Annotated in this window: 13 protein-coding genes; 7 read left to right on the plus strand and 6 right to left on the minus strand. The window is 54.9% G+C overall.

Features of this window, described 5'->3' with window-relative positions; all coding sequences use genetic code 11:
* The first annotated feature begins 23 nt into the window (after positions 1-23).
* Entirely contained in the window at positions 24-1295 is a 1272-nt protein-coding gene (locus RQI55_RS15910) for an ABC transporter substrate-binding protein (RefSeq protein ID WP_042617143.1), read from the plus strand.
* 99 nt (positions 1296-1394) lie between these two features.
* On the opposite strand, the gene RQI55_RS15915 is transcribed toward RQI55_RS15910, so the two are convergent.
* Positions 1395-2372 (minus strand): LacI family DNA-binding transcriptional regulator, encoded by a 978-nt coding sequence (locus RQI55_RS15915; RefSeq protein WP_243258324.1) that lies wholly within the window; start codon positions 2370-2372, stop codon positions 1395-1397.
* Positions 2373-2863: 491 nt separating this feature from the next.
* On the opposite strand from RQI55_RS15915, the gene RQI55_RS15920 reads away from it, so the two are divergent.
* The 3 genes from RQI55_RS15920 (at position 2864) to RQI55_RS15930 (ending at position 5534) form a co-directional block, all read left to right on the plus strand.
* Positions 2864-3973, plus strand: coding sequence for a GGDEF domain-containing protein (locus tag RQI55_RS15920; RefSeq protein ID WP_311276917.1), 1110 nt, complete (start codon positions 2864-2866; stop codon positions 3971-3973).
* 181 nt (positions 3974-4154) lie between these two features.
* A complete protein-coding gene (locus RQI55_RS15925; RefSeq protein WP_279290567.1) occupies positions 4155-4688 on the plus strand; it encodes a cytochrome b in 534 nt (177 codons plus the stop codon).
* 27 nt (positions 4689-4715) lie between these two features.
* On the plus strand, positions 4716-5534 hold the full coding sequence (locus tag RQI55_RS15930) for a RibD family protein (protein ID WP_311273190.1): 819 nt from the start codon (positions 4716-4718) through the stop codon (positions 5532-5534).
* On the opposite strand, the gene RQI55_RS15935 is transcribed toward RQI55_RS15930, so the two are convergent.
* Genes RQI55_RS15935 through RQI55_RS15950 form a run of 4 tightly spaced genes read right to left on the minus strand, consistent with a single transcriptional unit; the run spans position 5463 to position 8632 of the window.
* Entirely contained in the window at positions 5463-6260 is a 798-nt protein-coding gene (locus tag RQI55_RS15935; RefSeq protein WP_311273189.1) for a class I SAM-dependent methyltransferase, read from the minus strand. The two genes, RQI55_RS15930 and RQI55_RS15935, sit on opposite strands and share 72 nt — an antisense overlap.
* Positions 6257-7303, minus strand: a complete 1047-nt coding sequence (locus RQI55_RS15940) for a glycosyltransferase family 4 protein (protein ID WP_243258319.1) — start codon at positions 7301-7303, stop codon at positions 6257-6259. Before RQI55_RS15940 ends, RQI55_RS15935 begins: the two co-directional genes overlap by 4 nt.
* Positions 7300-7698, minus strand: coding sequence for a 6-carboxytetrahydropterin synthase (locus RQI55_RS15945; protein ID WP_243258318.1), 399 nt, complete (start codon positions 7696-7698; stop codon positions 7300-7302). The genes RQI55_RS15940 and RQI55_RS15945 overlap by 4 nt, the downstream gene beginning before the upstream one ends.
* Before the next feature lie 10 nt (positions 7699-7708).
* Positions 7709-8632 carry a zinc-binding alcohol dehydrogenase gene (locus tag RQI55_RS15950; RefSeq protein WP_243258317.1) on the minus strand — a complete coding sequence of 308 codons (924 nt, stop codon included), beginning with the start codon at positions 8630-8632 and terminating at the stop codon, positions 7709-7711.
* Between the two features lie 236 nt (positions 8633-8868).
* Here RQI55_RS15950 and ribA point away from each other — a divergent pair, with 236 nt between their 5' ends.
* Both ribA and RQI55_RS15960 read left to right on the plus strand, forming a co-directional pair.
* Entirely contained in the window at positions 8869-9975 is a 1107-nt protein-coding gene (gene ribA / locus RQI55_RS15955; RefSeq protein ID WP_243258316.1) for a GTP cyclohydrolase II RibA, read from the plus strand.
* A 23-nt stretch (positions 9976-9998) separates the two neighbouring features.
* Complete coding sequence (locus RQI55_RS15960; protein ID WP_243258315.1) at positions 9999-10802, plus strand: CDP-alcohol phosphatidyltransferase family protein; 804 nt, start codon at positions 9999-10001, stop codon at positions 10800-10802.
* Here the strand turns inward: RQI55_RS15960 and RQI55_RS15965 are convergent.
* Positions 10733-11629: a lysylphosphatidylglycerol synthase transmembrane domain-containing protein gene (locus RQI55_RS15965; RefSeq protein WP_243258314.1), complete on the minus strand. Its 897-nt coding sequence runs from the start codon at positions 11627-11629 to the stop codon at positions 10733-10735. The genes RQI55_RS15960 and RQI55_RS15965 overlap by 70 nt on opposite strands.
* Positions 11630-11703: 74 nt before the next feature.
* On the opposite strand from RQI55_RS15965, the gene RQI55_RS15970 reads away from it, so the two are divergent.
* Entirely contained in the window at positions 11704-13338 is a 1635-nt protein-coding gene (locus RQI55_RS15970) for a sulfatase (protein ID WP_311273188.1), read from the plus strand.
* Positions 13339-13434: the final 96 nt, after the last annotated feature.

Below are 13434 nucleotides of genomic sequence, written 5' to 3' on the forward strand. Positions count from 1 at the left end.
CACCATTTAACGGAGAACGTGCCATGAATCTTATCAGACACGCATTGACGGCGCTTGCCGTCTCGGTTGCCTTTGCTGCCATGCCCGCAAAGGCAGAGACAGTGCTGACCGTGCATTATCCAATGCCGGGCTTCTTCAAGGATGTGATGGACAACATTTCGAAGAAGTTCATGGAAGAGAACCCGGAGATCAAAATCCAGTTCGCCAATCCTTCCGCAACCTACGAGGAAGGCATCCAGACCATCATGCGCCAGGCAGGAACGGCCGAAATGCCTGATCTGACCTTCATCGGCCTTAACCGTCTGCGCATGGTCAACGAGCGTGACATTCCTGTTGATCTTGGGCCGCTCGTCAAAGCCGATGGCAACATGGCTGCGCAAGGCTTTTCGGACAATATTCTGAAGCTTGCCCAGGTGGACGGCAAGCAGGTTGGCCTCGCCTTCGCAACCTCGAACCCGATCATGTATTACAACGCTGATCTGGTTCGCAAAGCCGGTGGCAACCCGGATGTTCCGCCAAAGACGTGGGATGAGGTAATCGCGCTTGGTGGGAAGATCAAGGCGCTTGGCGATGGCAATGAAGGCATAGATTTCCGCTGGCAGGGTGATGACTGGATGTTCTCCGCGCTGTTGTTCGGCGCAGGCGGCACCATGCTGAATGCAGACGAGACAAAGTTGACATTTAATGGTGAGGCAGGCCAGAAGGCCGCTGCCGTTCTCGACAAGATGGTCAAGGAAGGCGGTCTTCCGGTTCTGACCAAGCAAGCTGGCGAACAGGCCTTTGCAGCCGGCAAGATCGGCTTTGCGTTTCAGACAACGGGCGCCCTTCGCAACACCATCAAGAATGTCGGTGACAAGTTCGATCTGCGCACAGCACAAATTCCGCTGATCGACGCAGAAAATGGCAAGCTGCCAACAGGCGGCAATGCTGTGGTTATTCTGACAAAGGATGCCGAAAAGCAAAAGGCTGCATGGACCTTCGCGAAGTTCGCAGCCGGTCCTTACGGTGCTTCCGTTGTCGTGCCGGGCACGGGTTATGTTCCAAACAACGAGTTGGCTGCAAAGTCGCCGGAATATCTCGGCAATTTCTACAAGGAAAACCCGCTGTTCCAAGCTGGTCTTTCACAGATGTCGCGCATGATTCCTTGGTACGCTTTCCCGGGCACAAACGGTGTGAAGGTTACTCAGACCATCGTTGAAAACCTGTCACGCATCGTCGAGCAGAATGCCAAGCCTGACGAAGCCTTGAATGACGCTGCCGATGAAGTGAAAAAACTTCTGCCGCGGAGGTCTTGAAGACACCAAGCACGACGTTGAGGAGGTGGCTTTGTCACCTCCTTTTTTGATTTTTTAGATAGTTAGGATGGAGCGGGCCTTTGGCGTCAGGCTGTCATGCTAGGCGACTGTTGCGCCGGGGAACAATTGGTATCCAACTCGCAGATGCCTTGGTGGTGCTGCGTTCTGCGCAACATCCAGCAACATGGCTGCTGCTGCGGTGCCCATGTCTGCATCCGGCATCCGTATTGTGGTCAACGGCCGCTCAAGCATCCGCCCGATGGAAATGCCGTCGAAACCGCAAACCGAAATATGCCCCGGAACCGAAATCCCATGTCGTCTCAGAGCGCTGATCACACCAAGCGCCAGAAGATCATTGGAGGCGATGATGGCACTTGGCCTGATATTCTCTACAACATCCAACAGATCAAGGTTTTCGTATCCGTCGAGAAAGCCGATCTGTAGCGCTTCGAGCGATCTGAGCCCACTGTCGGCCAGCGCCTTACAGTGCCCCTCATAACGCAGCCGTGCCCTGTCAGAAGAGGTGAAATACCCGGATACGAACAGGATATGGTGATGACCCTTATCCATCAAGAAACGGGTAAGCTCGTAGCTTGCCTGAAAATTATCCACGGTGACCGCCGCTTGAAACCGCGGCATTGGCAAATTGTTCAGCAGAACGGTGGGTGGCAATGCTGCCGAAAGTACATCGCTGCAACGCGGATCGCAAAGCGTCAGGATCAACCCGGTCGGGTGTTCTTCAAGGAGGGATGCGACAGCCGAAGCCTCGCTGGACGGATCATAATTGGACTGTGCAATCAACACGCTTTGCCCTGCGGCCTGCAGGCGACGCTGAATGCCCGCAAGAGATGCGGCAAACACCGGATTGGAAATGCTCGGAACCAGAACGCCAACGACAGCGCGTGATCGACGGCTATCGCCAGCTTTGTTTGCGATATGCCTGTAACCCATTTCCGCCGCCGCACGGCGCACCTTACGCACCATCTCGGCGCTAACTGGCCCAGTGCGGTTCAGCACACGGCTTGCAGTGCTGATGGAGCATCCTGCGCGGAAAGCGACCTGCTCAAGTGTGATCATTGAGGTGGTTTTTAATAATCAACATAACAGCCTGTCTTGTCAGCAGCGTAAGTCATCAATTTCCGGTCCACGACTTCGGATCGAGCTACCATATCGTATTCTAAGCAGCGCTACGAGGCTATAGTAAGCGATATCTACTACAGCTGCCATCCAGCGCATTGTAGGATTTGTAAACGGTTCCCCAAGACCATTAGGTTTGTCTGGAGTTGACTGTAGCGCAAGCCTTTTATGCCCAAAGCTACCGAGATCCCACCACAGAGAACAACGCTCTTATTTAAGAGAATTTACAGACCACCAACGTACTATAGAAAAAATTTAAGTTTTTTAATTGGTCCATTCTGGGAAAGGCGCCCTCCCAATGTGGAAATATCGAGGTCAACATATTGGAACTCTCTACCACCCTGTTACTGCATAAATCTTCTTTGCTCGTTGGGGCGGGCTGTTTCCTCTATGTGAGATGGCAATCTGGAAAGAGCCTGGGTCTAAGGCTTATGGCCATCTCTTTCATCATACTCGCCATCGGCTCAACAATCGCGGGCGCTGGGGAGCGAGGAGAACTCCCCGTTTATGCCTGGACACTTTTAAGTTTCACGGCTGGACCCCTTGCTTACGCACTGTTCTGGATTGGAATTAGACGTCTCATCCATGAGCGCGTCTGTCACCGTGACTGGATCGTGCTTGCAATAGCGCCTGCGCTGTTTGCCATTGCTGTTGCGACCGATTTCCATTTGGAAAACTCTTATAGAGCAACCATTTTTTTGACTGTGATGGCATCCTTCATGGTGTCCTGCGCCTTTATCGTTCTTCGCGGCACCCGTGGAGCCATTGTCCGTGCTCGTTTTCCATTGGCGCTGTCATTCGCCGCCAAGGCGGTGTTAGCGCTGATTGCGATTGCAAGCATTACGATCCCTGAACACGTGTCAGTTTCCGTCAGTGAAACTTTCTTTATGCTGATCCTATGCCAGTTCCTAATAGCAATGTTCGTGCAGATATTTGCCAAGGAACGCGCGGAAATGCGGTTGATCCAGCTCCTTGAAACCGATCCGCTCACCCAGATCCACAACCGCCACTGGTTCTTTTCAAATCTGCCTGCCAATCCCTCGCCAGGGGATATTTTTGTGACGATCGATATCGATCACTTCAAGAAGGTCAACGATGAATTCGGTCACGCGATTGGCGATCATGTTCTCGTTGCGACGGCAAAAACAATGGCTGAAAGCCTATCAGGAGACTATATGCTCGCCCGGGTCGGCGGCGAAGAGTTCGGTCTTTACATCAAATCTTCTTCACTGGATGAAGCCGAACGACAAGCGGAGCGCCTGAGGAGCGCCGTTGAGGCAATCGATTTGCGTTTTGAGGGCAGGCGTGTCCCAGTCACGATCAGTCTTGGTCTCGCCACCGCGACAAGTGGGATGAAAATGCAAACCTTGATGAGGAACGCAGATCAAGCGCTCTATGCCGCAAAGGCTGCGGGACGGAATCGAAAAGAGATTTTCAGTCCTGACCTCGAGGGGCCGCATTTCAACGATCTTTCCAGTGACAATTCTCACAGTGTCACTCGCCTTGGCGAAATGGCGAATGCGCCCGGTCACATCCAGTGATCGCCTGAGGCGGGTCAAGCGCGATAGCCGTGGACCTTGCCACTTCGGGGCAGATGTTGTCCTGCCTCGTAACAGTAGCCGTCTTAACCCTCGAAGATTTGCATCACGATAGCGCGATGTTTGCCATGCTCATAGCTGTTACTTTTCGAAGATGTTATATACATCAGGAGGGAGGATGCCGATGCCAGATCGCTCGACGCGAGATTTTCCGGGCTATAGCCGCATATCAAAAGCCATGCACTGGATTGTGGCTTTGCTTGTTTTCGTGACATGGCCTCTGGGCTTGATGATTGGCTTCGTCAAGGATGACGTCAAGCTGGATTTCTATCTTATGCATGAAAGCTTCGGCTTTCTCGTGCTCTGGGCCATGCTGCTCAGAGTTGGATTTCGGTTTTTTCAATCACCGCCTCCAGTGGATAGATCCGCGCTAGAGCGTATTGCGGCCAATACGGTTCACGGGTTGCTTTACGTGTTTTTGATCATCATGCCCGTTTCAGGCTTCTTAGCCACAAATGCCCACGGGTTCCCCCTGCAATGGTTTGGATTGGTGACGATCTGGAGTCCGCTTGGCAAATCTTCGGAGATCGCGCCGACGCTCTCAGCCATCCACGAATGGAGCGCGTGGATCATTTTAGGGCTTTTCGCGTTACACATATTGGCGGTGATATTCCATCACCTCATACGCCGAGATGCCACGCTTTACAGAATTCTTTAGACAGGGACGTCGATGCAAAACCTCCATATGAATGACAGGCTTTGGACACGGCTCCTTTCACTACGCAATGGGAAAGAACCAATCGGCAGGCAAGATGTAGATCCGGCCTTTGCGCTTTACGGTCCGATTGCGTCGGCCAAGGATGGGTTTGTCCTTGCGCAGGTCGGTCAGTCTCTTGATGGTCGCGTTGCCACGCCAAGCGGGGATGCTCGCGATATTTCGGGACCTGAAGGGCTTGCGCATCTTCACCGCTGCCGCGCCCTTGTCGATGCGGTCATCGTTGGTATCGGAACCGTCCAGAATGATGATCCGCGCCTCTCCGTACGAGAGGTCTCAGGTCCAAGTCCGACCCGGGTCATCATAGACTGTCGCGGCGAATTGACCGGAGATGAGCGCCTGTTTCAAGATGGCGCTGCACCGGTTATCGTCATCCAGGGGCATGATGCGCCGAGGTCCTCACGCCGGTTCGATGTGGTGAGACTTCAACGTGGCCCAGATGGCCTCGATCCTCAGGACATCCTCGACTGTCTTGCCGAGCGCAGCTTGAAGCGGATATTGGTGGAAGGTGGCGCGAGAACAATCGCGCGTTTCATCGATGATGGGCTGGTGGATCGCCTTCACGTGACGATCTCACCTTTGATCATCGGCTCCGGACCATCCGGCATCTCGCTGGCACCTATCACGGAACTCTGCAACGCTCAGCGCCCATCAGCAGATGTCTACGTGCTGGGAGGCGATGTGCTGTTTGACTGTCGCATGAAAGCAGATACGTGCCTAAGTGCTGGGAAGGGCCAGAAAGTCCGTATGTCCAACGATGCAGAGGCTGCCGTCGCGGTCAATGTGTGAGTGGCGGAACTCGAGCCACTCATTGAATGCCGGATCGCTGACATTGCCTATTTCCTGCACCGGCCGATGAAGTCCCGCAAGAAACTCTTTCTGAAGCTCGGCTGAAGACGACCCAAGGCGCCAGGGGCTATCGGCAATCTCAACCGTAAATCCCAGTTCTTCACATCGATGAGAGAGGTGGGCAGAAGCGCCAGGTCCGAGAGCTGGGCCAAAGCCTTTGTCAGATCTCTGATGCAGGTTAAAATCTGCGGCAATCTGTTCATCCAGCGGATGCTTGATCGACCATTCCATGATGCCGTCATAGTTCAGCGCTGCGTAAAGGCCTATGTTGCGATGAGATAACTTTTCTACGAAGCGGTCGCAAAACTCCGATGAGCACAGATCGAAAAGAGCCGATGCGGTGACAATCGAAACATTATCGAGAAGTGTGTCGTCAAGATCGTTCAGGTCCTGGCGGTGGAACTCGATGTTTTCATGCACACCAATTTGACGCTTCGCCTCATCCAGCAACACGGTTTCATAGTCCAGAAGCTTCCAATTGCAGTGCGGCAGTGTCTGTGAAAGCGTCCGGTAGGTCGATCCTGTGCCGCACCCGATATCCATAATGACATGCGGTTGCGGAAGGGCATCGAGGTACTGACGCACTTTTTCGAGCATCGGCGCTGCTCTTGCTTCACGGTCTGCCGGTTCACGAAGTTTCAGCCAATCCTTGTCAAACCCGCTCATGCCAACTCTTTCAATGCCATCGAAATGATTTTCGATGTGTCTTCCCATTGCGGGAGTAAAGCGCCCGCTCTCGCGGCTGCTTCCGCCCGCTGACTGCGTTCCTCTTGATCGGTCAGCAATGTCCTCAGCGCGGAAGCGACCGCCTCGACATCGTCCACCTCAACAATGTAGCCAGCCTCACTTGGGACAACATCTGGCACCGCACCAGCCTTGCAGGCAATGATCGGCAGGCCATGAGACAGAGCTTCGGCAAAGACCATGCCATAACCTTCATAACGGCTTGCAAGCGCGAAAATGTCTGCCGTGGCGTAGGCCGTTGTCAAATCATCGGTTTCTCCAGCCAGATTAATGCGTTTTGAAAGACCAAGCGTTCTTATTTGCTCTTCCAGAGCATTGGCGATGGTCGTGTCCAAATGGGGGCTTCCGATGATCGTTGCTTGCCAATCTAGCTCGGAAATCCTCGCCAGCGCATTGATCAAAACATCATGTCCCTTGCGCCTTGTCAAAGAACCAACAGATAGGATTTGCGGGATTTCGTTTGCAACCTTGCGGGATGCCGGTGGCCTTACGGTTCCGGGCACTGCGACGCTGATCTTGTCAGGAGAAACACCGAAATTTCTCGTCAGTTCGGCCGCCGTCATTGGCGAGGTTACAAGAACATGGCGCACGGCACGGAGTGCTACCATTTCACTTCGCCGCAAAGGTTCCTGTTGTTCTGCGCTCAGCCCGGTTTCCAGCGCCAGCGGATGATGCACCAACGCCACGATTCTGAGGCGCTGAGCCTCACGGCTCGCCCAAGCATCCATGACACCGAAAGCCAGCCCGTCTATGACAACGAGCGCGTCATCGTCCAAGGATGACAACCGCTTTTCCGCTTCTGCCAGTGTGTCAGGAGTGGGGGAGGGAAAGCCATCTCCCAGCGGCTGAAAATCGATCTCCCAGCCGAGGTGTCGTAACCCTTTGATGATTTCTCGATCATAGCCATATCCCCCGGTCCTCAGTTCAAGGTTGCCGGGGTAGGCGAATGTGAGGCTTGGCGTCAAAGGTCTGCCTCATACCAGCCGCGAGCTGCGTGGGATTCATGCAGCGTAATCTTGAGGCGCGAGATCCGGTGGCTGCCGGGGCCCAAACGCTTGGCTGTCACTGCGGCTGCAAGCTCATCGAATATGTGTTTTGCGATGACTTCCGTGGTGCTGATCTTGCCTTTAAAGACCTCGACCTCATCCAGGTTTTGATAGTTCAGAGGCTTGAGAACCTCCGATAGAACGGTCGTTGCTGCGCCGATATCAACCGCCAGACCATCCTCGTCCACATCCTTTGTAAAAAATGCTGCGTCCACAACGAAGGTGGCACCGTGCATGCCTTGGGCCGGGCCGAAAACCGGGCGCGGCAGGCTGTGGGCGATCATAATGTGGTCTCGAACTTCGACTGCGAACATGGTCTCTCTTTCATGGGTAGCGGATGCGATGGCAAAGTGTGTCGTGTGATGAAAGGATACGTGGATAATCAGCAGCCAGATCATCAAACGACGTCTCGCCGGAAATTAAGTGGTCGAGATGGTCGTCTCGCAAAAGCTCAAGAGCCTTTGCCATACGCCGCCCAAACGTCCAGCGCGCCTTGCGAAATGCGGGGATGGAGCCGACCTGCGAGCTGACGAGGGAGAGCCGTTTTGAATGAAACGCGCCGCCCAGCGGGATGGTAACGGTGCCTTCGCCGTACCAGCTAGCCTCCACGATCCGCGCTTCCGTTCCGGCATGTTCAATGGCATTGGCAAGAGCTGCTGATGATGCCGATGCATTGATGAGCACGTCGAACTCGCCGTCCAGATCGCCAGCCTCTACGAACCGGATGTTCATGGCTTCAACGTGCTTGCGACGATCCGGGTTCACGTCAACGAGAGTGGTTTCCGTGCCCCCAATTCTGCTGGACAGGCTCGCCACAAGTGTTCCCACCACGCCGCTACCGAAGACGGCAACCCGGTCTCCTGGCTGAATGAGGGCATCCCACACGATGTTGAGGGCGGTTTCCATATTCGCGGCGAGCACGGCACGCTCTGGCTGAAGATTTTCCGGCAGGGGCGTAACCATATCCTGCGTCGTGACGAAGAAATCCTGATGGGGGTGGAGGCAGAACACCGGCCGGCCCAGCAATTCTGCTGGCCCATCTTCGATCATACCAACGCTGGAGTACCCGTATTTCAGCGGAAACGTGAAATCGCCGACCATATGCGGCCCGCGCATTCTGTCGAATTCGCTTAGGGGAACGCCGCCATTGAAGACAAGAGACTCCGTTCCCCGGCTAATGCCGCTGTAAAGACTGCGAACAAGGACCTCATGGGGCTCAAGGGCCGATCTCAGGTTTTCGTCCTTCATCGCACATTGGCCTGCGCTCTCTATCCAGAGCGCGCGAGCTGGGCGCCGTGCGGCGATTGTCGCGGTGTTCTTCGCAAATGCCAAAAGAGTGATCCCGTATGTGCGTGTTCAATGGAGCGTATGACGCAGAGCCACGTTTTGTTCCGTGAGTAAATCAAAATAAATTTACGGCTCACACAAAACCAGCCTGCGAATTTCATCGTAAAAACAGAAAACGCACAGGGAGATTATGTCCGATGTTGAATGCCTCCAAGCCATCTTTTCAGTTCAGCACGCCGGAAATCGACGTAGAACGCGCCGTTTCCGAGTTGCGTTATGGACGCCCCGTCGTGTTGTCATCGAACGAACGGAAGATGGCAGTTCTTGCTCTTGATGCCGTTACACCCTCTATTTACGACCAATTCGCAGCCGCATGCGATCAAACTCACTCGCTGCTGCTGACCGCCCCACGGGCATCACGCCTTGGTATCGCAGGACACCAGGATATATTGACGCCACTTGCGGGCGTGAACTTCGAGGCAGCTTCGCGTCTATCCTACGTTCTCGGCGCCAAGCGTCCTTCCAACTGGGTCGAGGCGGATACTCTCGCTTCCCAGACGGCAGAACTGGCGAGGATTGCTCTTTTGCTCCCTGCTATGATCGTCGCCGACATTTCAGCGACAAGCAACACATTTGCAGGATGCTGCCACTTATCTGCCGCTCACTTGAAAGGTGCAGATGTGGCCCGCCAGCGCTTCCAGCAGGTTGCTCGCACCCGCGTTCCTCTCAAGGAGCTGGGAGATGCTGAATTCGTCGTTTTCCGTGGCGGGCTCGCGCAGAAGGACCAAGTCGCAATTGTCGTTGGCAAGCCTGACATATCGCGCACCGTGCCGATCCGTATCCATTCATCCTGCATTACCGGCGATCTGTGTGGCTCGCTGAAATGCGATTGCGGCGATCAGCTTCAAAACGGGCTTGCTCTTCTCAAGGAAGCCGGTGGTGGCGTTCTGCTTTATCTGGATCAGGAAGGCCGGGGCACGGGTATCGGCGCGAAAATGCGCGCTTATGGCTATCAGCACCTCGGTCTGGACACGATTGATGCGGATGCGGAGCTTGGCCTTGCTGAGGATCACCGCCGATATGAGGCAGCCGTTGCGATGCTGTTGCTGATGAAAATCTCGAATGTTGCCGTCTATACGAACAATCCCACAAAGATCAGCGCGCTGAGGGCAGGTGGCATCAAAGTTGATGCGCGTGCGCCGGTCAACGGCACTGTGACAATGGAAAACCAGAATTACCTCCGCACGAAGACACTTCGTGCCGGGCATCTCATGGACTTGAAGGCGCTGGTTGCCGCAGAGTGATGTTTGGCCGCAAGGAGGAATGAATGGCGTTGATCCCAACTTATGCCGCTGAAAAAATGGGGGGCAGACGGCCCCTCATTCATAGCACGCTGGCGAACCTTGCCTGTCTCATGCTCGGCACGATCATCGTTGCAATCGTGTTGCGCGCAAAACTGGCCTTGGGTTGGGATTTCGTGGCGGCTGCGGTCCTGTCCCTTTCCCTCATTTTCGGCTTCGTCATGTATCTCTTGCCGGATTATCCCCACCGCAGGTTTGGCTATGCCAATTTTGTCACGGCATTTCGCAGTACGCTTGTCAGCCTGACCGGCGCGACGGTGATCTGCTTTGAGAGTTTGCATCAGGCGGATACCGTTCTCTGGGTACTGGTCGGCGTCGTTGCCTTCGCTCTGGCGCTTGATGGTATAGACGGTTATCTCGCCCGGAAATATCGCCAGGAATCTGAGCTGGGGGCGCGTTTTGACATGGAAGTCGATGCGCTTCTCATTCTCATCCTTTCCGTAGCCGCTGCCATACTGGCGAAGGCTGGGGCATGGGTCCTTCTCATTGGATTGATGCGCTATGGATTTGTCGCTGCTGGCTGGTTCTTCACCGCTTTGGCCGCCGATTTGCAAACCTCGTTCAGGCGCAAATTTGTGTGTGTGGTCCAGGTGTCAGCACTCTGCCTGATCCTCGTGCCTTTTGTCACCGTTCCTCTGTCGAGCTATCTCGCGGCTATTTCGCTTGCCATGCTTGTGATGTCCTTCGCCATCGACGTCGTCTATCTCCTGCGCAACGCGACGAGGAAAACTATTCCAGGCGCCGCACCCGCAAGTGACAGCCAGCCATAACTAATGCTCGCGGCAAGACCATCGGCGGAAGACGCGCCCAACAACGGCCAGAGTGCCGTCGCCGCAGCTTCGCGTGTTCCCCAGCCGCCAAAGCCGGTGGGGATCAGCATCGCCACCAGACAGAAGGGGATGATCGTCAGTCCTGCGATCCACGGCAGGCTGGAGCCCATGGCATGAGCCGTTATTAGGAAGACGGCGACATAGGCGAAGAGAATAGCTGCGCTTGTTGAGATTTGAAACAGCCATGCCTTGCGCCGGACGAAGACGTTGAGCAGGCTTTCAAAAAGGTTGCTCTCCACGTTTCGCCTTTTGACCCATATGGTGATCAGTATGACGGCGGCGATTGCGGCTATGCCGAGGATGATGAAATGCCACGAATACTGAACATTGTCGCTGTTCGACACGAAGGGCCAGATGGAGAGGCCAATCAATGCCAGAAGAAAAAGCGCAATCTGTCCGGAAAGCCTTTCGAAGATAACGGCCTTAGCGGATTGTTTCCACCCACCGTGCTCATCGCTGCGCATTCTCCAAGCTCTCAACGCATCACCACCCATGCCGCCCGGCAGGGTTTGGTTCAAAAGGCTGGCGACGTAGTATTCCCGAATTGCCGTGAAAGGCGCGATATCCTGGCCAAGACGTCTCGCCGTAAAACGCCATCTCAACGCCGACAGCACGATTTGCATCTGTACCAGCGCGAGGCAACATATGATCGCGGTCCAGGAGATGCGCGAGAGCGATTGTGCAAGACCCGCCAGATCGGCGCGCAGGATTATGATGATAAGAAACGCCAGCGTGGCGATGGACACGAATATTCGCAGTTTGTTCAAGCGGGGGCGCCTCTGTATTTTGCCTGTTTTTCCAATAGAATTCTACGTGCAGGAGACGGGAGCAGATTGCAGTGATGCGCCAAAGCCGAGTGGATCTCAAACACATTAACTTGAAAGCTGTGGTCGGCGCAGTTCTTTTCTCCGTCACCGCATTTCTGGCTTTCACGCTGCCGGACCACCCGGACGCTCTGGGAGTAGACGCATTTTTGCGTTTGCCGCTAGAATGGCCTGTCATCGCCATCCTCGTGCTGATGACACGGGGCTTGCTTAGGCGTCTCATCATCTATCTTTCCAGTTTAGTGGTCTTTGCCGTTCTCTTCCTGAAAATAGCAGATATCGGCGTGCAGACGGCGTTCCAGCGGCAGTTCAATCCTTATCTGGATTTGAAGATGCTGGCCGATGGCTGGAACCTGATTTCGGGTACCATCGGAACGCCCGCTGCCCTTATCGCTTTGACGGGCGGCATCCTTATTGTCCTGCTGGTCGTCATCATCTTTCTGAACTCGCTGCGGCAAATGGCTGAGGCCCAAGCAAGCCTTCGCAGATTACTCATTGGCGTTTTTGCATGCATCTTCGCAGGGGCGATGGCCCTTCTTTGGGTCGACAGGACGCGTGTGGAGTTGGCTACACCCACCTATCTGACTGGGCGGCTCGACCTCGTCGTCCGCTCTTTCGCTGATATGCAGGTGTTCGAAAAGCAACTCGGGGCAGGCCTTGGTCCGCGGGATGGAACCGGTCTTTTTCAGGCGGTGAAAGGCAAGGACGTATTTCTCATTTTTGTGGAGTCCTACGGGCGTTCGGCAGTGGATGACCCGCGATACTCAGGCGTGACGTTACCCCGGCTCTCGGCAATGCAAGCACAGATCGAGGCGGCGGGTCTGGAAGCGGCAAGCGGCTGGGTCACATCGCCAACTGTCGGCGGGCTAAGCTGGCTGGCCCATGGGACGTTGCTCTCCGGCCTGTGGGTCGATAGTCAGGCGCGCTATGACCGTCTGATGATCAGCCGCCAGCCGAGCTTGAACCGGCTGTTCCTGCAGGCTGGTTGGCAAACGGTTGCGGTTATGCCCGCCATTACGATGGCGTGGCCTGAGGCCGACTATTTTGGCTACAACCAGATCCTGTCCGCAACTGGTCTGGAATATCGTGGCAAGCCCTTCAACTGGGTTACGATGCCGGATCAGTACACCCTGTCGGCCTTTGATCGACTGGCATTGAAGCCTGCATCTTTGCGCGGTCAAAATGTCATGGCTGAAATCGCCCTCATTTCCAGCCATGCACCCTGGACGCCCGTACCAAGACTTGTTGATTGGGATGCAGTTGGCGATGGCTCGATTTTTAACAGTCAGGCCACCAGCGGTGATCCTCCTTCTGTGGTTTGGGCTGATCCCGAGCGCGTTCGCATCCAGTACATTCAAACCATCGATTATTCACTGGCGACACTTGGGGACTTCATGGCAAGGCAGGGGAAGGGCGCTGTCTACATCATCCTCGGAGACCATCAGCCCGCCTCCATCATTACCGGTCCAGGCGCGTCGAGAGCGGTGCCGGTGCACATCGTTACAGACGATGCACAGCTTCTCGCCCGCTTCCAGAAAGATGGGTTCACCAGCGGAATGACGCCTGTCAACACGACTGGAGAAAGGCCGATGAGCGAGCTACGTCAGCTGTTGATCGACGCGTTCAGCAGCACTCCGTTTCATGGGCAATGATTGGGAATGTCTGGAACTATTGAGCGGGTCTCAGCTTGTTACCGCAATATCTTAATCTTCACATCTCTGATATGAATGACCGGCGCTGTACGCTGT

The sequence above is a fragment of the Rhizobium sp. WCS2018Hpa-16 genome, assembly GCF_031843705.1.
GTDB lineage: Bacteria > Pseudomonadota > Alphaproteobacteria > Rhizobiales > Rhizobiaceae > Agrobacterium > Agrobacterium tumefaciens_C.